20 protein-coding genes and 1 tRNA gene are annotated in these 20,740 nt (G+C 67.4%); 7 read left to right on the top strand and 14 right to left on the bottom strand.

Annotation, left to right across the window (positions count from 1 at the left end):
- Window positions 1–79: 79 nt before the first annotated feature.
- Window positions 80–1,216, bottom strand: coding sequence for an S-(hydroxymethyl)glutathione dehydrogenase/class III alcohol dehydrogenase (locus tag ASF39_RS09400; RefSeq protein WP_056283525.1), 1,137 nt, complete (start codon window positions 1,214–1,216; stop codon window positions 80–82).
- 270 nt (window positions 1,217–1,486) lie between these two features.
- Here ASF39_RS09400 and ASF39_RS09395 point away from each other — a divergent pair, with 270 nt between their 5' ends.
- A complete protein-coding gene (locus ASF39_RS09395) occupies window positions 1,487–2,047 on the top strand; it encodes a hypothetical protein (RefSeq protein ID WP_056283061.1) in 561 nt (186 codons plus the stop codon).
- A gap of 65 nt (window positions 2,048–2,112) precedes the next feature.
- Here the strand turns inward: ASF39_RS09395 and ASF39_RS09390 are convergent, their stop codons facing one another.
- Window positions 2,113–2,604 carry a DUF4174 domain-containing protein gene (locus ASF39_RS09390; protein WP_347379718.1) on the bottom strand — a complete coding sequence of 164 codons (492 nt, stop codon included), beginning with the start codon at window positions 2,602–2,604 and terminating at the stop codon, window positions 2,113–2,115.
- 89 nt (window positions 2,605–2,693) lie between these two features.
- On the opposite strand from ASF39_RS09390, the gene ASF39_RS09380 reads away from it, so the two are divergent.
- From ASF39_RS09380 to ASF39_RS09370, 3 genes are all read left to right on the top strand, one after another.
- Window positions 2,694–3,710, top strand: a complete 1,017-nt coding sequence (locus ASF39_RS09380; RefSeq protein WP_055886561.1) for an NADP-dependent oxidoreductase — start codon at window positions 2,694–2,696, stop codon at window positions 3,708–3,710.
- A gap of 203 nt (window positions 3,711–3,913) precedes the next feature.
- Window positions 3,914–4,495: a single-stranded DNA-binding protein gene (gene ssb, locus ASF39_RS09375; protein WP_056283054.1), complete on the top strand. Its 582-nt coding sequence runs from the start codon at window positions 3,914–3,916 to the stop codon at window positions 4,493–4,495.
- Between the two features lie 100 nt (window positions 4,496–4,595).
- The gene (locus tag ASF39_RS09370; protein WP_055886557.1) at window positions 4,596–5,537 is read left to right on the top strand and encodes a GAF domain-containing protein; all 942 of its coding nucleotides are present in this window, start codon (window positions 4,596–4,598) and stop codon (window positions 5,535–5,537) included.
- Between the two features lie 11 nt (window positions 5,538–5,548).
- Here ASF39_RS09370 and ASF39_RS09365 read toward each other — a convergent pair whose 3' ends face one another.
- The gene (locus tag ASF39_RS09365) at window positions 5,549–6,538 is read right to left on the bottom strand and encodes a catalase family peroxidase (RefSeq protein WP_056283051.1); all 990 of its coding nucleotides are present in this window, start codon (window positions 6,536–6,538) and stop codon (window positions 5,549–5,551) included.
- Between the two features lie 368 nt (window positions 6,539–6,906).
- On the opposite strand from ASF39_RS09365, the gene gyrA reads away from it, so the two are divergent.
- Both gyrA and ASF39_RS09355 read left to right on the top strand, forming a co-directional pair.
- Entirely contained in the window at window positions 6,907–9,627 is a 2,721-nt protein-coding gene (gyrA, locus tag ASF39_RS09360) for a DNA gyrase subunit A (RefSeq protein ID WP_056283048.1), read from the top strand.
- 180 nt (window positions 9,628–9,807) lie between these two features.
- The gene (locus ASF39_RS09355) at window positions 9,808–10,647 is read left to right on the top strand and encodes an outer membrane beta-barrel protein (RefSeq protein ID WP_156387728.1); all 840 of its coding nucleotides are present in this window, start codon (window positions 9,808–9,810) and stop codon (window positions 10,645–10,647) included.
- A gap of 121 nt (window positions 10,648–10,768) precedes the next feature.
- Here the strand turns inward: ASF39_RS09355 and ASF39_RS09350 are convergent, their stop codons facing one another.
- The 3 genes from ASF39_RS09350 to ASF39_RS09340 all read right to left on the bottom strand — a co-directional run bounded on the left by ASF39_RS09350 (window position 10,769) and on the right by ASF39_RS09340 (window position 15,048).
- Window positions 10,769–12,079, bottom strand: a complete 1,311-nt coding sequence (locus ASF39_RS09350; RefSeq protein ID WP_244472331.1) for a carbohydrate porin — start codon at window positions 12,077–12,079, stop codon at window positions 10,769–10,771.
- Between the two features lie 451 nt (window positions 12,080–12,530).
- Window positions 12,531–14,153, bottom strand: a complete 1,623-nt coding sequence (locus tag ASF39_RS09345) for a peptide chain release factor 3 (RefSeq protein ID WP_056283045.1) — start codon at window positions 14,151–14,153, stop codon at window positions 12,531–12,533.
- A gap of 145 nt (window positions 14,154–14,298) precedes the next feature.
- Entirely contained in the window at window positions 14,299–15,048 is a 750-nt protein-coding gene (locus tag ASF39_RS09340; protein ID WP_055886546.1) for an SDR family oxidoreductase, read from the bottom strand.
- A gap of 68 nt (window positions 15,049–15,116) precedes the next feature.
- Between ASF39_RS09340 and ASF39_RS09335 the strand changes: the two genes are divergently transcribed.
- Window positions 15,117–15,191: transfer RNA gene (locus ASF39_RS09335), tRNA-Gln, on the top strand.
- Window positions 15,192–15,312: 121 nt separating this feature from the next.
- Here the strand turns inward: ASF39_RS09335 and ASF39_RS09330 are convergent.
- The 8 genes from ASF39_RS09330 to ASF39_RS09300 form a co-directional block, all read right to left on the bottom strand.
- Window positions 15,313–15,519 (bottom strand): hypothetical protein, encoded by a 207-nt coding sequence (locus ASF39_RS09330; protein ID WP_056283041.1) that lies wholly within the window; start codon window positions 15,517–15,519, stop codon window positions 15,313–15,315.
- 220 nt (window positions 15,520–15,739) lie between these two features.
- Window positions 15,740–15,958 (bottom strand): hypothetical protein, encoded by a 219-nt coding sequence (locus ASF39_RS09325; RefSeq protein ID WP_056283040.1) that lies wholly within the window; start codon window positions 15,956–15,958, stop codon window positions 15,740–15,742.
- Between the two features lie 232 nt (window positions 15,959–16,190).
- On the bottom strand, window positions 16,191–17,429 hold the full coding sequence (locus ASF39_RS21860; RefSeq protein ID WP_056283037.1) for a hypothetical protein: 1,239 nt from the start codon (window positions 17,427–17,429) through the stop codon (window positions 16,191–16,193).
- Between the two features lie 132 nt (window positions 17,430–17,561).
- Window positions 17,562–17,972, bottom strand: coding sequence for a hypothetical protein (locus ASF39_RS09315; protein ID WP_056283033.1), 411 nt, complete (start codon window positions 17,970–17,972; stop codon window positions 17,562–17,564).
- A gap of 296 nt (window positions 17,973–18,268) precedes the next feature.
- The gene (locus ASF39_RS21155; protein ID WP_156648440.1) at window positions 18,269–18,865 is read right to left on the bottom strand and encodes a hypothetical protein; all 597 of its coding nucleotides are present in this window, start codon (window positions 18,863–18,865) and stop codon (window positions 18,269–18,271) included.
- 14 nt (window positions 18,866–18,879) lie between these two features.
- Complete coding sequence (locus tag ASF39_RS09310) at window positions 18,880–19,512, bottom strand: recombinase family protein (RefSeq protein ID WP_056283029.1); 633 nt, start codon at window positions 19,510–19,512, stop codon at window positions 18,880–18,882.
- 196 nt (window positions 19,513–19,708) lie between these two features.
- The gene (locus ASF39_RS09305) at window positions 19,709–20,185 is read right to left on the bottom strand and encodes a hypothetical protein (RefSeq protein ID WP_056283024.1); all 477 of its coding nucleotides are present in this window, start codon (window positions 20,183–20,185) and stop codon (window positions 19,709–19,711) included.
- Entirely contained in the window at window positions 20,178–20,378 is a 201-nt protein-coding gene (locus ASF39_RS09300; RefSeq protein WP_056283021.1) for a hypothetical protein, read from the bottom strand. Before ASF39_RS09300 ends, ASF39_RS09305 begins: the two co-directional genes overlap by 8 nt.
- Between the last annotated feature and the right edge of the window lie 362 nt (window positions 20,379–20,740).

The following is a 20,740-nucleotide window of genomic DNA, read 5'->3' as shown; positions in this document are numbered from 1 at the left end:
AGGGGCATGGATTTTATTGGGGGCATGGATTTTCCCTCCCCACAAAGGGGGAGGGAGGCAGTGTCAGCCAAGATCCATCCTAGTAAACCACCACCGACCGGATCGACTTGCCCTCGTGCATGAGGTCGAAGCCGTGGTTGATGTCTTCGAGCGGCATGGTGTGGGTGATCAGATCGTCGATGTTGATCTTGCCCTCCATGTACCAGTCGACGATCTTCGGCACGTCGGTGCGGCCGCGCGCTCCGCCGAAGGCCGAGCCCTTCCAGACGCGGCCGGTGACGAGCTGGAACGGACGGGTCGAGATCTCCTTGCCGGCCTCGGCCACGCCGATGACGATCGATTCACCCCAGCCGCGATGACAGCATTCGAGCGCCTGGCGCATGACGTTGACGTTGCCGGTGCAGTCGAACGAGAAGTCGGCGCCGCCCCCCGTGGCGTCGAGGATCGCCGCGACGACGTGATCGTTGCCGACCTCTTTCGGGTTGATGAAGTGGGTCATGCCGAATTTGCGGGCCATCTCCTGCTTGTCCGGATTGATGTCGACGCCGATGATCTTGTCGGCGCCCACCATCCGGGCGGCCTGGAGCACGTTGAGGCCGATGCCGCCGAGGCCGAACACCACCACGTTGGCGCCGGGCCAGACTTTCGCGGTGTAGATGACCGCGCCGATGCCGGTGGTGACGCCGCAGCCGATGTAGCAGATCTTGTCGAAGGGGGCGTCTTCGCGGATCTTGGCCAGGGCGATCGCCGGCAGCACCGTGAAGTTCGAGAAGGTCGAGCAGCCCATGTAGTGGAACACGGAATTCGCGCTGCCCGGGCTGCCGCCGGTGGAGACGCAGGAGAAGCGCGAGGTGCCGTCCGGCATCACGCCCTGGCCCTGCGTGGAGCGGATCGCCGTGCAGAGGTTGGTGCGCTGCGACAGGCAGGACTTACAGCTGCGGCATTCCGGCGTGTAGAGCGGGATGACGTGGTCGCCGACTTTCAGGTCGGTGACCCCGGCGCCGACTTCGCGCACGATGCCGGCGCCCTCGTGGCCGAGGATCGCCGGGAACTTGCCCTCGGAATCGAGGCCCGACAGGGTGTAGGCGTCGGTGTGGCAGATGCCCGTGGCCATGAGCTCGACGAGAACCTCGCCGGCCTTGGGTCCTTCGATATCGATGGTCTCGATGGTGAGAGGCTTCTTGGCCTCCCACGCCACCGCTGCGCGCGTCTTCATGATCGTCATGTCTCTTGGGTATCGATCACGGACGGCGTCGAACTGCCGACTCTTCGCGCCGCGTCGTCCCGGAAGGACGGCGGCACGAACGGCCCGAAAATCTGGGTGGTGTGTGATGGTTCTGGCCGCGAGATGCAACGCCCCGGCGCCGACCGTTCGATCGGACCCCGCAAACTTGCCGCGCCCACGGGGCGAAACGGGGCATGAACCGTTTTCGACAACCGAGCGTTTCATGCCCATGGGGGACGTGACGTCTTTCGGAGATCGATCATGAAACGTGTTCTTCTCGCATCAGCCGCCATGGTCGGGGCGCTGGCCCTGATTCCCGCCACCGCCGATGCCCGGGGCTTCCGGGGCGGTGGCTTCCACGGCGGCGGCTTCGGTGGCGGTGGCTTCGGCGGTGGTGGCTTCCGGGGCGGCTTCGGCGGCGGCGGGTTCCGCGGAGCCGGCTTCGGCGGGGGCTATCGCGGCGGCTTCGGGGGATACCGTGGCGGCTTCGGCGGCGGTTATCGTCCGGCGGCCTTCGGCGGTTATCGCGGTGGCTTCGGCGGCTATCGCGGCGGCTACTACGGTGGCCGCGGCTATGGACGCGGCGTCGGCATCGGAGCGGTCGGCCTGGGTCTCGGCCTCGGTCTGGCGGCCGGCGGCCTCTACGGTGGTGGCTACTACCCGAGCTACGGCTACGCACCTGTGGGCTACGGTGGCGGTTACGGCTACGGCGGTGGCTATGCCCCGGCATCCTACGGCGGCTACGGCGAGTGCTACACCGTGCCGCGCACCCGCTGGACGCCCTACGGTTACCGCCGCGTGCTGGTCGAGCGCTGCTACTGAGCGACCGACATCGGTGATCTCGACGATGGGGGCCGCGATCGCGCGGCCCCTTTTTTTCGTCGTGCCTAGCGTCGCATCTCGTCCCGTCGCATCGGCATCGCATCGATGGTCGAGGCCAGCTGCGCCGCCGTAATCGGATCGGTGGCCACGAGCTTGGCCCCTCCGTCCTTGCCGATCAAAACCGACCGAAAGGCGCCCTCGGGAAGTCCGAGCTTCTTCCTCAGGGCCACCGCCGATGGGGCGTCGCCATAGGCGTCCACGCTCACGAGGTCGCGCTCGGCCATGGCTTTCCCGGCCGCCGCGGCGATGGCGCGTTGCGCCCGTGCCCGCGGGTCGTCGGCGCTGGGTGCGGAGATCACGAGGACCCGCGACCGCCAGCGATGCTCCGAGAGAGGATCGGCCTTGACCGCCGCCGCCGAGCCGATCGCGACCATCGCCAGGCCGACCGTCCAGACGGGCGCGACGGTCCTGCCCCCGGATCGCGCGACAGACCGGAGGTCGCTCGGGCTCGCCGAGATCGATCCGTCGAGGCCTGCGATCATCCCCATTCGCGCCATGCTGCACTCCTATGGACCGCACCACAGCGGCGCGCCGGTTCGCGCCGTGGTCGCCGTGTCCTGAACGTCTCCAACCTCTGAAAGTGCCCATGGCCGAGCTCAACCGCCGCATCGTCCTCGCCTCGCGCCCCCATGGCGAACCGAGCCCGGCGCATTTCCGGATGGAGGAGGTGCGGGCACCCACCCCCCAGGAGGGCGAGGTGCTCCTGCGCAACCGCATCCTGTCCCTCGACCCCTACATGCGGGGCCGCATGAGCGCGGCGAAATCCTACGCCAAGCCCGTCGAGATCGGCGAGACCATGGTCGGCGCCACGGTCAGCGAGGTCGTGGCCTCGCGCCATCCCGATTTCGCGCCCGGCACCCTCGTCGTCGGCTTCGGCGGCTGGCAGGATTTTGCGATCTCCGATGGAAGCGGCCTGCGGCGGCTCGATCCGGGCGTGGCCCCCGTCGGTACGGCGCTGGGCATCCTCGGGATGCCGGGCATGACCGCTTATACGGGCCTCCTCACCATCGGTCGTCCGAAGGCGGGGGAGACCGTGGTGGTGGCCGCCGCCGCCGGCCCGGTGGGGTCCCTGGTCGGCCAGATCGCCAAGCTGAAGGGCGCCCGGGCCGTCGGCATCGCCGGGGGCGCGGAGAAATGCGCCTACCTCGTCGACGAACTCGGCTTCGACGCGGCCGTCGACCACCGCGGCCCCGACCTGCCGGGCAGCCTCGCCGCCGCCTGCCCGGACGGCATCGACGTCTATTTCGAGAACGTCGGCGGCGCGGTGTTCGAGGCCGTGCTGCCGCTCCTCAACGATTTCGCCCGCATGCCGGTCTGCGGCCTCGTCTCCGGCTACAGCCTCACCGACCTGCCGCCCGGCCCCGATCGTTCGCCGATCCTGATGCGGGCGGTGCTCACCAAGCGCCTGCACATCCAGGGCTTCATCGTCTGGGACTTCGCCGACCAGGAGGCCGCCTTCCTCGCCGAGGTCGGCGAATGGCTGGCGCAGGGTCGCGTCAAGCACCGCGAGGACATCGCGGAGGGCCTCGACAGGGCACCCGAGGCTTTCGTCGGCCTGCTCAAGGGCCGCAACTTCGGCAAGATGCTCGTCAGGCTGCCGTAGGCGACGGGCCTCGTTCCCTTGCTGGGCGACGAGAACATGAGTAGAACATCGGAGGTCTGGGGACAGATTCGCTGCGTGGTGGACAACGCCGGCCGATGCGGTTGTCGGCGGCGCGCGAAAGCCTCAGGACGTGGGTCGGCGGGGGCGGCGATGTGGAGCCCGGCCCCGCGCCGTCGTGAGATCGGTTCGGAGGAGAGAGCGGCATGGCCGGCAGCGTCAACAAGGTGATTTTGGTTGGCAACCTCGGACGCGATCCCGAGACGCGGCGGCTCGCCTCCGGCGACCCGGTGGTCAACCTGCGCATCGCGACCTCGGAGTCCTGGAAGGACAAGATGTCCGGCGAGCGCAAGGAGAAGACCGAGTGGCACTCGGTGGTGATCTACAACGAGAATCTCGCCAAGGTCGCCGAGCAGTACCTGCGCAAGGGCTCTAAGGTCTACATCGAGGGCCAGCTGCAGACGCGCAAATGGGCCGACCAGTCCGGCGTCGAGAAGTACACCACCGAGGTGGTGCTGCAGCGGTTCCGAGGTGAGCTCACCCTCCTCGACGGCCGCAGCGGCGGCGGTGGCGAGATGGGCGCCGACGAGGAGGGCGGTGGCCAGATCAGCCGAGGCGGCGATTACGGCGGCGGCCGTGGCGGCTCCGGAGGCGGTTCGGATCGCGGCGGCGACTACGGTGGCGGTGGTGGTGGCCGCTCCGGCGGCGGAGGCCGGCCGGCTCCGTCGTCCGGCGGTGGCGGCGGCTCGAAGCCCAATTACGACCTCGACGACGACATTCCGTTCTAGGCAGGCTCACGTCGGCGAGCCGACGCTCCACCCCGCCTACGCCCGGTGCCTCCGGCGCGGTTCTTGCTCCCCTTGCGTGCAAAGGGAGTGAGACGGCGCCATGGCATCCTTCATCCGCGTGACCGAGGTGTGGGTTCCCTCCAAGGACGGGACGGCCCTCGAGTTCGGGAGCGGCAGCTACGGCGGCCTCGACGGCTTCCATGCGCAGAGCCACCAGACCGTGTTCGGCTACGGCGAGGGCCTGCCGGGGCAGGCCTGGGCGACGCGCCGGCCCATCGTCCTCAAGGACCTGCAGAATTCCTACTTCAAGCGCGGCGCTGCGGCCGCCGCGGCGGGGCTGACCTGCGGCCTCGCCCTGCCGATCTTCGCCGGCGACGTGCTGCAGGCGGTGGTGACGTTCTTCTGTGCCGACGACGACGAGAAGGTCGGGGCGATCGAGGTCTGGAGCAACGACCCCGCGCGATCGAGCGCCATGGCGGTCGAGGACGGCTACTACGGCAACGCGGAGTTCTTCGAGCGCAACTCGAAGGCGATCCAGTTCGGACGCGGACAGGGCCTGCCCGGCGAGGTCTGGGAGCGGGACCGGCCCGTCGTGGTCAAGGAGCCCTACGGCTCGCACCGGTTTCTGCGAAAGGCGGAGGCCCTCAAGATCGGGCGGACCACCGCCTTCGGCCTGCCCTGCCACGGCGACCGCGACCGGGACTGGGTGATGACCTTCCTGTCGGCGCTCGGCACCCCCATCGCCCGGCGCTTCGAGGTGTGGAAGGTGGAGCCCGACAGCGAGCACCTCACCTACGAGGCGGGGCTTTGCGAGGTGCAGGGCGATGTCGCGGCGTCCTACGGCCCCCTGAGCCTGACCCGCGAGGACGGCACCATCGGCCGCATCCTGCTCACCGGCCTGCCGGTGATCGCCACCGACTTCTCGCACGAGCCGACCGTGATCGCGGCGAGCCTGGCCGCCGCCGGGCTGACCACCCTCGTGGCCATCCCGGTGTTCAGCGGCACCGCCCGGCTGAACGCCGTGGCGGCCTGGTACTTCTGACGCGCAGTGGGCTATTGCGACCGCTTGCCGAAGGACACCGCATAGGCCTGGGTGCGCGCGTCGATCAGCGGATCGTCGGACACCTCGATCCCGTCCACGAGGTTGGTGGGCAGGAACAGGAGCGGCTTCTCGGCCGCCGCCGTATCGGCCGCGGCCTTCGAGAGGGTGAGGGTGCCCATGGTCACCAGCCGGCGGTCCTCCGGCCAGACCTGCGTCGGGTCCTTGGTCTGGTCGCCCGGATTGGCCAGTTGCGCCTGGATCGTGAAGGCCACCGGACCCTTGGCGAGGGTGGCGGGCAGGCCCTCCATCAGGAAGTTGGGCGGCTGCTTTCCGGCCTCCTCCGCCGAGAGATGGTCGTTGCCCGCCACCGGCACGATGCGGAAGCGGAACGGCTGCCTCTTGCCCTCGGCGTTCACGAACACGAAGGCGTCGATGCCGTTGTAGGTCTCCCGCGCCAGGCTCGAGGGCGTCTTCACGCCGGCTCCCGCCTTGGGCACCATCGGATGGGCGGCGACGAACTGCTCCAGCGGCGTCGGCTTGGGGGTATCGGGCTTGGTCTGCGCATTCGCCGTCAGCAGCGCCAGGAACTCCTCGCCGGTGGCGACGGGGAAGAACGGCAGCGAGTTGGCGACGATGTCGAACTCGCCGTCGGGAAGGGCGAACTTCAGCGCCATTCCGTGCGGGTTGGCCGGCTTGGCGCCGTCCGCGATGGCGGGCAGGCCGGTGGCGTTGGAGAACCGCACCGTCACCGGCACCGGCTTGCCGCCGAAGACGCTGGCCTTGCTCAACGGCGCGGCCTCCGGGGTCGCGGTGAAGCTGCCTTCCACCACCACGCCCTTGGCGTGGTTGGCGCGCAGGCCCGCGTGGCTGCCCCACAGGGTGTTCATCACCGCGATGGTCCGCTCGGCGGTGGTGCCCTCGGCGGCGGCGGCCAGCGGCGCGAAGCCGACGGCGAAGAGGGCGGCCAGCCCAAGGGGGCGGCGCAAGCGGGTGGCAACCATGCACGATCTCCCGACGTGTCTGTCGATCGAGCGGGATGATCCCGCGCTCGGCCTCGTATCTATCCACAACGGGAGCGGTCGAACAGACGTGGCCGGCGGGACCCGCGACGCCCCGCTGCCGGCGGTCGGCCCTGCGTAAGCCCTTGAGCCGGACGGTCTATCGCGCTTCGCTTATCCCCGTGCCGCGGTAGGGGTCGCGGTGGCGTGCCGCAGGCGAATGGCGTATGGAAACAGGGTGACAGACGTGGCGCGACGCGACCGGGGCGGACCCGGCCGGCGAGCGCCCGACATCCGCAGTCCCACGAACGCGACGTCGTTCGGCGCGGCCCCGGCCGCGCCGGCCCGTATGCAGGCAGAGATCGAAGACCTTGGCAGAGAACGACACACCGGGCGCGGGCACGCCGCCGCCCGCCAGCGACATCCGCCCCGTCTCCATCACCGACGAGATGAAGCGGTCGTATCTCGATTACGCCATGAGCGTGATCGTGAGCCGGGCCCTGCCCGATGCCCGCGACGGCCTCAAGCCGGTCCACCGCCGCATCCTGTTCTCGGCCTACGAGAGCGGGCACCTGCCCGAGCGCAAATACGTCAAGTCGGCCCGCATCGTCGGCGACGTGATCGGCCTCTACCACCCGCACGGCGACCAATCGATCTACGACGCCCTGGTGCGCATGGCCCAGGACTTCTCGATGCGGCTGATGCTCATCGACGGCCAGGGCAACTTCGGCTCCGTCGACGGCGATCCGCCCGCGGCCATGCGCTACACCGAATCGCGCCTGGCCAAGCCCGCCAACGCGCTCTTGGCCGACATCGACAAGAACACCGTCGACTTCCAGCCGAACTACGACGAGTCGCGCGAGGAGCCGACCGTCCTGCCCGCCCGCTTCCCCAACCTCCTCGCCAACGGTGCCGGCGGCATCGCGGTGGGCATGGCCACCAACATCCCGCCCCACAACCTCGGCGAGCTGATCGACGGCTGCGTCGCGCTCATCGACGATCCCAGCATCGACGTGGAGGGCCTGACCGAGATCATCCCGGGCCCCGACTTCCCCACCGGAGGCTCGATCCTCGGCCGGGCGGGCACCCGCCAGGCCTACGCCACCGGGCGCGGCTCCATCATCATGCGGGCGAAATCCCACGTGGAGGAGCTGCGCAAGGAGCGCGAGGCGCTGATCTTCACCGAGATCCCGTATCAGGTGAACAAGGCGACGCTCATGGAGAAGATCGCCGAGCTGGTGAAGGAGAAGCGCGTCGAGGGCATCTCCGACCTGCGCGACGAATCCGACCGCGACGGCATGCGCATCGTCGTCGAGATCAAGCGCGACGCGATGGCCGACGTGGTGCTCAACCAGCTCTACCGGTTCACGCCGCTGCAATCCTCCTTCGGCTGCAACATGGTGGCGCTCAACGGCGGCCGCCCCGAACTGATGAACCTGAAGGACCTGCTGCAGGCCTTCGTGGACTTCCGTGAGGAGGTCGTCTCCCGCCGCACCAAGTTCCTGCTCAACAAGGCCCGCGAGCGGGCGCACGTGTTGTGCGGCCTGGCCATCGCGGTGGCCAACATCGACGAGGTCATCCGCCTGATCCGGACCTCGCCCGACCCCAACACCGCCCGCGAGGCGCTGATGGGCCGCGACTGGCCGGCCCACGACATCGCGCCCCTGATCGCGCTGGTGGACGACCCGCGCCACCGCATCAACGCCGACGATTCCTACCGCCTCTCCGACGTCCAGGCCCGCGCCATCCTCGACCTGCGCCTGCAGCGCCTCACCGCGCTCGGCCGCGACGAGATCGGCGGCGAGTTGCAGAAGCTCGCCGACGAGATCGCCGACTACCTCGACATCCTGCGCTCGCGCCTGCGCATCATGGGGATCGTCAAGGACGAGCTCGCGGAGGTCCGCGAGGCCTACGCCACGCCGCGTCGCACCGTGATTCTCGACTGGGATTCCAACGTCGAGGACGAGGATCTGATCCAGCGCGAGGACATGGTCGTCACCGTGTCCCACGCCGGCTACGTCAAGCGCGTGCCGCTCTCGACCTACCGGGCCCAGCGCAGGGGCGGCAAGGGCCGCTCGGGCATGTCGACCCGCGACGAGGACTTCGTCACCCGCCTGTTCGTGGCCAACACCCACACGCCGATCCTGTTCTTCTCCAGCCAGGGCCAGGTCTACAAGGAGAAGGTGTGGCGCCTGCCGATGGCGGCGCCCAACGCCCGCGGCAAGGCGCTGGTCAACATCCTGGCCATGGATGCCGGCACCGAGCGCATCACCACGATCATGCCGCTGCCCGAGGACGAGGCATCCTGGGAGACGCTGGACGTGATGTTCGCCACCGCCTCGGGCGGCGTGCGGCGCAACAAGCTCTCCGACTTCGTGCAGGTGAACCGCGCCGGCAAGATCGCCATGAAGCTCGACGAGGGCGACCACATCGTCCACGTGGAGATCTGCCGCGCCGACCAGAACGTCCTGCTCACCTCGAAGGACGGGCAGTGCATCCGCTTCCCCGTCGAGGACGTGCGGGTGTTCAAGGGCCGCGATTCCACCGGCGTGCGCGGCATCAGCCTCGCGGCGGGCGACCGCGTCATCTCGATGACCATCCTCAACAGCTTCGAGGCGACGCCCGAGGAGCGCGGCGCCTTCCTGAAGATGCAGCGGGCGGTGATCGGCGACACGGAAGGGGGCGACGCCGATTCCGAGGAGATCGCCACGGATGCGCCGCTCCTCTCGCAGGAGCGCTACGCCGAGATGGGGGCGAACCAGCAGTTCGTGCTCACCCTGTCCGAGCGCGGCTTCGGCAAGCGCAGCTCCTCATTCGAGTACCGGACCTCGGGACGCGGCGGCAAAGGCATCACCGCCATGCGGGTGAATGCCCGCAACGGCAGCCTCGTGGCCTCCTTCCCGGTGCAGCCCTCGGACCAGATCATGCTGGTGACGGATGCCGGCCAGCTCATCCGCGTGCCGGTCGACGACATCCGCATCGTCGGACGCGCCTCGCAGGGGGTGACGGTGTTCAACACCGACAAGACCGAGCGCGTGGTCTCGGTGGAGCATATCGAGGGCGAGGACGAGAGCGGCGACGAGGTGGCCTGATCGCCTGCGCCGATCCGTCCGGCGACGGTCGGGGATGAACAAGTCGTTACGCGCGTGTCGGAAAACGGAAACCGGGCGGCCAACATGTGGCCGTTCGGTGTTGCTCTGATGTCATAGGTGCTCGGGCCGCTTGACGGTAAGACGGGGGCAGTGAAACAGCCCCTCCGAAGGACTGCCCCCGTGTTCAAGAAGATCCTCCTCGCCGGCGCCTCCCTGGCCGTGATGGTCGGCACCGCCGCCGCCGCCGATCTGCCGCGCCGCGCCGCGCCGCCGGTCTTCGTTCCGGTCCCCGTCTTCACCTGGACCGGGTTCTACTTCGGTATCAACGCCGGCTACGCCTTCAGCGAGAACGACACCATCCGCACCACGGGCATCAACACTCCCGGCGGCGCCCAGCTCAACAACAACGTCCTCAACGGCCTGCGTCGCGCCAACGTCTCGACCGCCACGGAAGGCTTCACCGGCGGCGCCCAGATCGGCTACAACTATCAGTTCACCCCGGGCTCGGGCCTGGTGGTGGGTGTCGAGGCCGACGCCCAGTACATGGACCTGCAGCAGACCCGGGTCGAGAACATCTTCCTCCCCGCCTTCAACCCCAACAACCTCACCAACACCTACCGCACCGACCTATCCTTCCTCGGTACCGTTCGCGGTCGCGTCGGCTACGCCTTCGACAAGTTCATGATCTACGGCACCGGCGGCTTCGCCTACGGCGACGTCACCCAGCGGATCAGCTTCACCACCGGCCTCCCGGTGACCTACGCCGCCTCCCGCTCCAGCATGGAGACCGGCTACGTCTACGGCGGCGGCGTCGAGTACGCTCTCCCGACCGACTCCTTCCTGAACTTCTTCAAGTCCAGCGCCGTCACGATCAAGGCGGAATACCTGCGCTACGACCTCGGCAGCCGCAACCTGCTCGTCGGCAGCGTCGGTGGTCCGGGCGTCGGGTACAACTCCCGCATCGCCACCGAGGGCAGCATCGCCCGCGCCGGCCTGAACTACAAGTTCGGCTCCTACTAGGACCTTCCGTCGAAAGCAGCCACGCTTTCGAAGTCCGACGATCGGCCTGCCTCGCGTATCCCCGGATGCGCGAGGCAGGCTTTTTTTATGGGTTCCCACTGAGTCCGGGGCCTCCTCGTCGTCAGTATACGACCGTCGATCGGAGCCCGAAGACGAGGCCGCCCCTCGTCCTGGTTCCGGGACGGGAGGGGTTCTCGACGCCGCCGCCCGGGTTGACGACGTACTGGATGTCGGGCTGCACGATCCAGCCGGGGGCGATCCGGGCCTGGTAGCTGAGCTCGACCGTCGCTTCGAAGCTCCTGACCGGCCGGTAAGCATGGCCCCACCGCGCCCCATCGATGTCGGCCGCCCGCGCCCCGTCGCCGATCCGCGCGTAGATGACGCTCGCGCCGAACCTGTCGTCGGGCCGGCCTGGAATCATGCCGGCGCAGACCACCCCGCCGTCGGCCCAGAGGTCGATCAGGTTGCGGTCCGCCGGGCTGCCCGAGATCCGGGCGTAGACCGAGACCCCGCCATCGGGGCCCGCGTCCTCGGGACGATGAAGTTGCTGGTCGACGACACCATAGACGCCGCCGGTGCCGCGCAGGCGCCGGGCGACGCCGTTGGCGAAGGGACTGGCCAGCGGCAGGCCGGCGGTATCGAACCGCAGGTCGTCGAAGCGGCCGAAATGCCGGTATCCGCCGAGCTTGAGGCTGCCGGCGAGCCCGCGTGCCCGCGTGCCCTGGTTGTAGCGGACCTGCGCCTCGGCCATCACCAGGGGCGGGTCGCCGAGCCGGAAGTTCGTGCCGGTCCGGTTGACGATGCGCTGGTCGCCCGGATCGCCGTTGAAGATCGCCACGAGGGCCGAGACCGCCGCGTTCGGGTCGTAGCGCAGGCGCACTCCGGGGGTGGCGAGCGGATAGGCCGGGCCGCCGCTCGGCAGGTTGGCGCCGGTGATCGTCGGCCAGTCGTTGCTCACGAACAGCTTGCCGGTGTCGGACGAGAAGAACTCGCCATCGGCCACAAGCTGGCCGAACCGCAACGCGAAGCGGTCCCCGGCCCATTTCTGCTCCAGCCAGATCTCGGACAGGCGCGTCGAGGGAAGCGCCTCGATGTTGCTGACGGTGATCAGGCGCCCGAAGCTGCGGTCACGCAGGCCGCCGGTGTCGTGGATCTGGAAGGCGTTGGCGAAGAAGGCGAGGCCATCGAGGCCGGCGAGCGTCCCCAGATCAGCGGTGACGATGGTCTCGAGCTTTCCGGCGTAGATCGGCCCGCGGGCAAAGCCGCCGGTGACGTTCCCCAGCGCCTCGTTGGTGGAGATGGCGTTGTAGGTGATGCCGCGGGCACCGAGCGCGGCCCGAAACCCGCCCGGATCGCCGAACGCCCCGAGGGACGACTGGATCGACGCAGGTCGGGCGGAGTCCGACTCGGGCTCTAACGCGGCCGATTGCACCGGCCTGTCGGCAAGCGGCGAATCGATGTCCGGCTGCGCGACGGCCGGAAAATCGGGAGCGACGAGGCAGACCGCGACGCAAAGGCCGCGCGCCGAGGCCCATGGCCGCTGCCCCGGCCCGATCGCAGGCGGGCGAGGCGCGGATCGGGGCGACCGAAGCCATGGAGAGAGTCGCCTCATCTGCGCCTATGCTGTGAAGTATGCCTCTTGCTATACTCTGTAGGACGCGCAAATTCCCGCTGTCAATCGCGACGGCGTTCGACCGAGAACGATTTTTGGGGGGAGGGGGATAAGCCGGCGATCCACGCCACCGGCCTCGGTCACGAGACCGGGGCGCCTAGCGCGACCGCATCGAGCGGCGTCAAAACGGCCGGGAGAAAACGGCGCCGGGGTGGCAGCGCGGAGCCGGATCGGCGCGACCGCCGACCTCGGTAAAATCCGCGACGGAGCGCTACGCCTTGCGCTTCTGGTAGTCCTTCACGTCGGTGAACCGCACGTCTGGCGCGCGCTCCTCCTCGTAGCGCAGCGAGAACGCGGTGGTCGCCATGAACACCGGGGCGCCGTCGAGGTCGCTGGCCATGGCCGAGCCGTGGCTGCCGACGAATTTGTCCAGCGGCGCTTCGGTGTCGGCCTCGATCCAGCGGCAGATCGAAAAGCGGGTCGGCTCGTAGTCGATGGGCAGGCCGTACTCCGCCTGGAGCCGCTCCTTCAGCACGTCGAGCTGCAGCGCGCCCACCACGCCGACGATGGCCTGGGAGCCGTCGTGCGGGCGGAACACCTGCACCACGCCCTCCTCGCCCATCTGCTGCAGGGCCTCGCGCAGCTTCTTGGCCTTCATCGCGTCGGTGAGCTTGATCCGGCGCAGGATCTCGGGCGCGAAGCTCGGCACGCCGCGGAACACGATCTCCTCGCCCTCCGTCAGCGTGTCGCCGATGCGCAAGGTCCCGTGGTTGGGGATGCCGACGACGTCGCCCGCGAACGCCTCGTCGGCGATGGCGCGGTCCTGCGCGAAGAAGAACTGCGGGGCCGACAGCGACATCGGCTTGCCGGTGCGCACGAGCTTGGCCTTCATGCCCCGGCTCAACCGGCCCGAGCACACCCGCATGAAGGCGATGCGGTCGCGGTGGTTGGGGTCCATGTTCGCCTGGATCTTGAACACGAAGCCGGTCATCTTCGGTTCGGTGGGCTCCACGAGACGCTTGTCGCAATCCTGGCCGCGCGGCGGCGGCGCGAAGCGCGCCAGGCCGTCGATGAGGTCGCGCACGCCGAAGTTGCGCAGCGCCGACCCGAAGAACACCGGCGTGAGGTGGCCCTCGCGAAAGGCGTCGAGGTCGAAGCGCTTGAGGCCGGTCTCGGCGAGTTCGGCCTCCTCGCGCCAGGTCGCGGCCTCGCCCTCCTCCGTGAGCAGCTGGTCGAACAGCGGATCGTCGACCCCGGTCACCGGCACGGTGCCGGCGTCGTCCGCCGCATCGAGCCGGCGCACGCGGCCGTTGCCGAGATCGTAGGTGCCGGCAAAGCTGCGGCCCCGCCCGATCGGCCAGGTCACGGGCGCCACGTCCAGCGCCAGGGTCTTCTCGATCTCGTCCAGGAGCTCGAACGGGTCGCGGGCCTCGCGGTCCAGCTTGTTGATGAAGGTGACGATGGGAATGTCGCGAAGCCGGCAGACCTCGAACAGTTTTCGCGTGCGCGCCTCGATGCCCTTGGCGGCGTCGATCACCATCACCGCCGAATCGACCGCCGTCAGGGTGCGGTAGGTGTCCTCCGAGAAGTCCTCGTGGCCCGGGGTGTCGAGGAGGTTGAAGACGCAGTCGCCGTACTCGAACGTCATCACCGAGGTGACAACGGAGATGCCGCGCTCCTTCTCGATGCCCATCCAGTCCGAGCGGGTCGAAACGCGGTTGCGCTTGGCCTTGACCTCGCCGGCGAGCTGGATGGCGCCGCCGAACAGCAGCAGTTTTTCCGTGAGCGTGGTCTTGCCGGCGTCCGGGTGCGAGATGATCGCGAAGGTGCGCCGGCGCGCGACGGGGTCGTCGGTGCGGGCGGGTTTCGCGTCGGGCTGGGTCTGCATCAACATCGCGGGGAATTGCTTTCGAGGCCGCGTCCGCGGGCCTTTTTTCAGGTCTGACGGAGGTCGACGGCTCGCCGAGGAGCCCACCCCGCCCCTCCTTACAGGAGAGGGGGGCCGCGCTCCACCATCGGTGGAGGGGCCCCGCGTCGGCTCAGCCCCGCCCGATGTAGGGCATGCCGGTGGCCATCACCGTGAGGAACGGGACGTTGGCATCGAGCGGAAGGCCGGCCATGTAGACCACCGCATCGGCCACATGCGCGACGTCCATCAGTGGTTCGGACCTGATCGACCCGTCGGCCTGGCGCACGCCGGCGGCCATGGGCCCGGTCATCGCGGTGGCGGCGTTGCCGACGTCGATCTGGCCGCAGGCGATGTCGTGGGCGCGTCCGTCCAGCGCCGTGGCCTTGGTGAGCCCGGTCATGGCGTGCTTGGTGGCGGCATAGGCCGCCGAGTTCGGCCGAGGCACATGCGCCGAGATCGAGCCGTTGTTGACGATGCGCCCGCCGCGCGGCTCCTGCGCCTTCATCATCCGGAAAGCCGCGCGCGTGCACAGGAAGGCGCCGGTGAGGTTGACGTCCACGAGGCGGCGCCAGTCGTCGAGGGCGACCTCGTCCACCGGCACCGCCGGCGCGAACACCCCGGCGTTGTTGAACAAGAGGTCGAGGCGGCCGAACTCCTGCCGCACCCGCGCGAACAGCGCCTCGACGGACGCCTCGTCCGCCACGTCGGCGGGCACGGCCCGCGCGGTGCCGCCCGCCGCCGCGATCGCCTCCGCGACCGCCGCCAGCGGCTCGGCCCGGCGCCCGGCGAGCACGACGACGAAGCCCGCCCGCGCCAGCCCCTCCGCCACGGCCCTGCCGATCCCCGATCCCGCCCCCGTCACCACCGCGATCCGCCGCATCGATTCTGTCTCCCCGTCCTGTTGCCACCCGCAGGCCCGGCGTCTAGACAACGCCGATCCTGCCAGGATGGGGCGTCGCCAAGTGGTAAGGCAGCGGTTTTTGGTACCGCCATTCCCAGGTTCGAATCCTGGCGCCCCAGCCAACCTCGCCGGATGGTTATAATTACAACGACTTAGGTCGAAATCTGACCTTCCTGAGAGATTGCAGGCGTAACAGTCCGATGGGTGCCACGGCTGGTGTCGGACCGCGCCGCCACCTGTCAATCAGTTCCAGCCAAAAGCGCTCGAGAGCGGAGACCCGATGTCTCGATAGATCGCGGTGTCAGCATTGTAGCCCGGCGGGTCGAAGCGGGTGTCGGAGACCAACATCGCGCCATGGTCGAGCTGTATTGCGATCACCTGGCTAAGCCCAGGGCACACGCCTGTCGTTACCGTGAACCCATCAACAACTTTGCGATCCGTCACCGCCATCCGTTCGTGGATGTCGGCGAATTAAGGCAGCGTGATCCTGCAAGAGTACATATCGCTTCGGGCCCATCTTGAGCGTCGTGCTTGACGCGTATTGCAGACTGGCTATCGACCGGGTAGTGGCGAAATCATCGCACTCCATTGCCTAAATATTAGATCAGTCAAAATTGATTTACCGTCTTGGTGATGATTACGGATCGAATGCTCGTGGGTCGGGCATCTTCTAGCGGCCGGTCTTGGCCACCTTGTAGCCCTTGCGGGCCAAGCAGTCGGCGATGAAGTCGCCCGCGTAGAAGGTGGTTTGCTTCAGCTCCGCGTCGCAGGCGATTTGGTCGCGCGAGTAGGCGCCCATGTTCACGCCGGTCAGATCGACCAGGGGCGGGCTGGCGCATCCCGAGATGCCGATGGCGAGGAGGGTGATCAGGGCTGAGGCATATGTCATCCCCGGTCGTCGCTTGAGGGTTCACGGCGGTCAATCCCGAAGGTGGATATGGACCGTGCCGGTCGATCCGTATCTGGTGGCGCTGGGAACGCTCCTGGATCGGCCACAGCGGGTATCGCATTACAGCTCCGCTGGCAGGCGTGAGCGATGCCGGGGCAGTTCTGCGCGGGAACGACTGACGGCCGTGTACGGGCCCGCAGCACGACCTGACGAGCCATCTCGGCACACAGGGCTACGCCGCGGCCGCGATCACTCGATCTCGAAGACGCTCATGCAGGGTCCGGCCCGCGACCTTCAGATCACCGGACGCGGCGATGACGTTGTCGCCGACGACCTTCCGGGCCGCGGCCAGATTGCGCGTGCAATAGGAGCTCCACCCATCGGGGTCGGACATGCGCCGCACCTTCACCTGGTACTTGGAGCCGGAGCCAGCCCACGCCCCTCCTGCACGCTGCAATGCCCGTCGCACCGCCGGGAGCTCCTCGGCGCTGCATGCGATTCCGCCGTGTGCATGGGGGCGCGGCCTGGTGTTGTTGTTCGGCGTGGTCACGTCGATCGCCAGCGTCATCACCGGGTCGCGGCCGAGCTTGAGCCGGAGGTGCTTGGCGATGCGCTTCAGGAGCCGGGTGGCGAAGTTCTTGGAGGCGATGCCGGCGGCGACCTCGTCGGGGCTGATGTCCAAGGTCCAGGCCCATGGCGTGCCGAATTCGTAGAGCGCGCGCTGGTAGGTGCCGAACTTGCCGATGATGGTGGTGCGTCGCCAGTCTTCGGGGAGCCGGTTGTCGTTGGCGATGGGCTTGGTGATGGGCGTGTTGTCGTTGGTGATGGGCGTGTTGTCGTTGGTGATGGGCGTGTGATTGGAGGAGAAAGGGAGGGGGGTGATTTCCCTACTAAAGGCGCTTCCCTTTCGCTCGGCCAGGTCGTCGAAGAAAAAGTCCTTTGTCCGCTCGCGAGTTAGCTGGCTGCGAACGTCGGAACGGCGGTGCTTTCGCGTTCCTAAAAGTCCCACTCGCCGATCACCGGCGCGGGTGTCGTCGTTGGCGGGTTCCGGGGTAGCGGCGGGCGCCGGATCGGCGTCGACCTTCCTGGTCGACCGGGTGCTCGCCTTGGTCGCTCCCATGGCGTCGAGCTTGGCGATGATGGCCGGGATGCCGGACTTAGCCGGCGCCGTGCGAGGAGCCGGCGGCGGGTGATCGAAGGCGCCGGCCTCGAAGTCAACAAGCCAGGCGTCGAGCTCCTCGAGTAGCGTGGGCTCCGGCATGGCGATGCCAAACTCCAGCGCCAAGCGATCGAACGAACGGTTGATGCCGGCGATCCGGGTCGAGATGGCGAAGTCTTGCAGCGGATCGGCTGCTTCATTCCGACAGGGCTGGTAGGCGCCACCGACGACGAGCCCGCAGGCCTCGCACGGGTACTCGGCGCGGGCGTGGCGCTGGGCGTCGGCGAGGATCGCGGGGGACATCATCTGCATGGCTTTGTTGTAGCGGCCTGGTCGCGGGCGCGCGTCACCAGCGCCGCCAGGGCTTGAGGGGCGTTCGCGGAGCCTTCGGAGTGATCGGCTTCTTAGGGCCGGCAGGCTTGCCGGGTTTCAGGGGTTTGAGCCTCATGAAACCCAATCCGTCGCTTTAGCGGCACGATCTGCCAGGAGCCGAGCAAGATCACGGGCGACGCTGGTGGTCAGCCCGATCACTGTCACCTGGGAGCCGGCGACGAGACTGCCCGCGACCTTGAGGGCGAATCCGCGGCCGCGCTTTTCGCCGACCACGCCAGCGCGCTCACCAGCGCATGAGCCCGAGACAACGAACCGGCTTGCGATGCCGTCCAATAGATCGGTGATGCCGTTAGCGAACTGCATCGCTTGAGCGGGCGTGAATTCCAGAATGTCGGCTTGCGGCGCAGAGAACGCGACGCGAGGCGCGCTGGTCGCATCATCGCGGGTGTCGATTATCTGGAACGGCGGCAACTCGGGTGTGAAGCCGGCCTGGTCCCATGCCTGCCTAATGTAGCCGTCCATCAGTTCGGCGGCAGGTACTTGGTGATGGCGCCCAAGTTGTCGGAGTTGATCCGCTCGGGCAAGCGGTAGACTGATCGTAGAATGGCTCACGGGAGGCCTCCTTGCCAAATACCCTGTGATTATACCATCCAAAGTTATTCCTGTCCTGCGGATGTGATGATCCCGAGAAATTTCGCCTTCAAATTTTTCCTGTCGCTGCAGTGTTGACCCCCTTCAAGGGATCGTGATTTTCGCTGGGACTTCGGACTGATTTCAGTATGTGGCTTTGTGACTTCGATTACGAAGGGGAGACGCAATCAATCGACTACGAGCACCTCGTTATCGAGAGCAGCGAAGGCACCAGGATCGAGATCATCTTCATGCTGGTTCCGATGCATCTCGGCGATCTCCTCGACTGACAGATCCTGGATCTGAAGGGTCGGCAAATCATCATCGATCAGGTTATCGTCATTGAGACCCAAGGCTGCGCGCTTGAGCCCGTGTAAACGTTCAAGTGCCGCCGCTGCGATCCCAAGCATCTTGATTGCGCTAGCGGCTGCAAAGGTTGTGGTCGGGTCTGCGGCCGCACCTTGAAGTCGTTCGAGAATCATATTCTCGATTGCAACAGCATTTCGATAGGCAGCTTCTCGAGTATCGATGGCACGTTGCACCGTCGCGTCTACATCCGGCAATGTCTCCTCGTAGACTTTAGCCATCACATTGGCGGCAACGACCTTCGCCTGTGATCCCTTCGTGATCTTGTGCTTCGCCAGATGCATCTGGATGCCACGAACGGTGACGCCGTGTTGGTGGGACAGTTGCGCCAAGGTGAATTCACCCGTCTCCCACTGCGCGACGATCTCGGCCCACTGTGCCGGCGAGGGCTTGGTGTAGCCGCGCTTCGAAGCTGGCATGGTGCTAGCCCCCTTCATGCCGCCCACCTGGCCAGCGCGGCCTCAGCCTCAGCCCGGTGATCGCGAATCCGATAGGCGGTCTGCCGCGTGATCCCAGTGGCCTTGGCGATGGCCTGAACGGTCTCGCCGTTGTTGATGCGTCGCACGACCTCTTCGAACATCTCCCGTGTGAAGCTGGGCTTCCGGCCCCGGTAGGCATCCTCCCGGCCCTTGGCGTGCGCTATGCCAGCCTTCTGCGCCTCCTTGGTCGCCTCGGCCTGCGCCTGCGCCGTGGCCGCCATGAAGGCGATCAGCGCATCGCGCACGGCCATCAGCATGGGGTCGGTGGTGGCACCGTCGAACACCATGGTGTTGATGACCGTCTTCACGATCACGCCCCGGCGCATGAACTCGCGGATAACCTCGGTGACATCAGCGTAGTCGCGGCCAAGGCGGTCAACCCAGCGAACCACCAGCACGTCACCCTGGCGCAGCATGTCGAACAGCCGGCGACCTTCTGGACGATCCGCAAGGCGCGTGGTGACGCCAGAGACACCCTCGTCGGCCACCACAGTATCGATCTGGAAGCCGGCGGCCTCAGCCTGGGTGCGCTGGTGCGTGATTGTCTGGTCCGTGGTCGAGACCCGGGCGTAAAGGACGGTCTTCATCGAGCAATCTGTCCGTTGAGGTAATGTCCCTATATAATCATGTCCGAAAGGACGGATCAACCCTTACGTACAAGGTTTCTGATGGCTCTGGTGATGTACGCAGGGGCATGCCCATGCGGACAAGACAAAAAGCCTATCTTGGGACTGCAGTCTAGAACCGGGCCGCAATGAGCCGATCTGCAAAGGCGCCAGCCTACTAGGGTGATCCCGCGCAGAGCAGACCAGAGGCGGCGACCGCGGATGTGACCGGAGGCATGGTGCGAGCGATGAACCCATCCGCCCACTGCTGAAATTTCGCCATGCGCCGCCGCTGCCGTCGCCGCCGGTTCGCTTCAATGCACCGGCAGTGCTCACGCCACTCCGGATCTTGGTCGTTCGCGACGATCCACGCCGGCCAGCGCGTCATGCGCACGAAACGGCCGCTCGCACGAAGCCGGTAGACCGCGACGAGGCCCCGGTGATCCGCGAGGCAGGCGTAGGTGCGCACCGTGCCGTCCTTGCGGTGGTCGGAGGCCGTGGAGCTGTAGGCGGGCTCAGCGTGGGCGTTGCCGGGCAGCTTGCCGCCCAGCAGAGCCCGGCAGTGGACGCCGAAGGCTAGGGCCAGCTCTTCGTCACCGCCGAAGTCCTGCTGAAGCAGCGCATCGTGCTCCTGTTCGGTCAGACGCTCAGACATGGGCGTCTCCCATGAACGCCTCGATCGTGCCCTTGATGGTGCTCGCCAGGGCTTCTCGGTTCCGATCATGGTTCGGGCGCAGCACCGGAGAGGGCCAGCGCTTTAGGCGCTTTAAGGTGCCCCGGTTGAGCACCCGATAAACCGCGAGCGTCCCGTTGATGTTGCCCAGATGGACGTAGTGGTGCTCGGTCATGGCCGTCCCTAGTCCCCGGCCCTTGGCGGGAGCCGCATAGATGAAGGTGGAGCCCTTCGCGGGGTCAGCTGTAGCACCCGCACGCCAGTAGGCGGCAAGCGCCCGTCTTTCTAAGTTGTACATCAACGTCAAGTCTCATATTTCCGAGATATAGCGCTTGACGCGACTATCTCTGTTTCAGACAATGACGTTGTAGGCACGATATAGGCGGGCACGCATCAGAAAAATGCGTGCGAAAATGCCTAAAACGCACAGGGAACAGCCTTATGGCTGACGGCAGGCCATCATGCAGCGCCTCGGGTTCGAGGATCACCGCACCCTTCTGTGCCACCTGCCCGCGTACAGCCTCGCCCCGACGCCGA

It is taken from the genome of Methylobacterium sp. Leaf108, from assembly GCF_001423265.1.
Taxonomy (GTDB): Bacteria; Pseudomonadota; Alphaproteobacteria; order Rhizobiales; family Beijerinckiaceae; genus Methylobacterium.
This window is presented reverse-complemented; position numbering and strand designations above follow the sequence as displayed.

Excerpts from the sequence above, each read along its gene's own strand:
- ASF39_RS09400 (WP_056283525.1), bottom strand. The coding sequence starts at position 1,216 with ATGAAGACGCGCGCAGCGGTGGCGTGGGAGGCCAAGAAGCCTCTCACC.
- ASF39_RS09395 (WP_056283061.1), top strand. The coding sequence starts at position 1,487 with ATGAAACGTGTTCTTCTCGCATCAGCCGCCATGGTCGGGGCGCTGGCC.
- ASF39_RS09390 (WP_347379718.1), bottom strand. The coding sequence starts at position 2,604 with ATGGCGCGAATGGGGATGATCGCAGGCCTCGACGGATCGATCTCGGCG.
- ASF39_RS09380 (WP_055886561.1), top strand. The coding sequence starts at position 2,694 with ATGGCCGAGCTCAACCGCCGCATCGTCCTCGCCTCGCGCCCCCATGGC.
- ssb (WP_056283054.1), top strand. The coding sequence starts at position 3,914 with ATGGCCGGCAGCGTCAACAAGGTGATTTTGGTTGGCAACCTCGGACGC.
- ASF39_RS09370 (WP_055886557.1), top strand. The coding sequence starts at position 4,596 with ATGGCATCCTTCATCCGCGTGACCGAGGTGTGGGTTCCCTCCAAGGAC.
- ASF39_RS09365 (WP_056283051.1), bottom strand. The coding sequence starts at position 6,538 with ATGGTTGCCACCCGCTTGCGCCGCCCCCTTGGGCTGGCCGCCCTCTTC.
- ASF39_RS09345 (WP_056283045.1), bottom strand. The coding sequence starts at position 14,153 with ATGTTGATGCAGACCCAGCCCGACGCGAAACCCGCCCGCACCGACGAC.
- ASF39_RS09340 (WP_055886546.1), bottom strand. The coding sequence starts at position 15,048 with ATGCGGCGGATCGCGGTGGTGACGGGGGCGGGATCGGGGATCGGCAGG.
- ASF39_RS09330 (WP_056283041.1), bottom strand. The coding sequence starts at position 15,519 with ATGGCGGTGACGGATCGCAAAGTTGTTGATGGGTTCACGGTAACGACA.
- ASF39_RS09325 (WP_056283040.1), bottom strand. The coding sequence starts at position 15,958 with ATGACATATGCCTCAGCCCTGATCACCCTCCTCGCCATCGGCATCTCG.
- ASF39_RS21860 (WP_056283037.1), bottom strand. The coding sequence starts at position 17,429 with ATGCAGATGATGTCCCCCGCGATCCTCGCCGACGCCCAGCGCCACGCC.
- ASF39_RS09315 (WP_056283033.1), bottom strand. The coding sequence starts at position 17,972 with ATGGACGGCTACATTAGGCAGGCATGGGACCAGGCCGGCTTCACACCC.
- ASF39_RS21155 (WP_156648440.1), bottom strand. The coding sequence starts at position 18,865 with ATGCCAGCTTCGAAGCGCGGCTACACCAAGCCCTCGCCGGCACAGTGG.
- ASF39_RS09310 (WP_056283029.1), bottom strand. The coding sequence starts at position 19,512 with ATGAAGACCGTCCTTTACGCCCGGGTCTCGACCACGGACCAGACAATC.
- ASF39_RS09305 (WP_056283024.1), bottom strand. The coding sequence starts at position 20,185 with ATGTCTGAGCGTCTGACCGAACAGGAGCACGATGCGCTGCTTCAGCAG.
- ASF39_RS09300 (WP_056283021.1), bottom strand. The coding sequence starts at position 20,378 with ATGACCGAGCACCACTACGTCCATCTGGGCAACATCAACGGGACGCTC.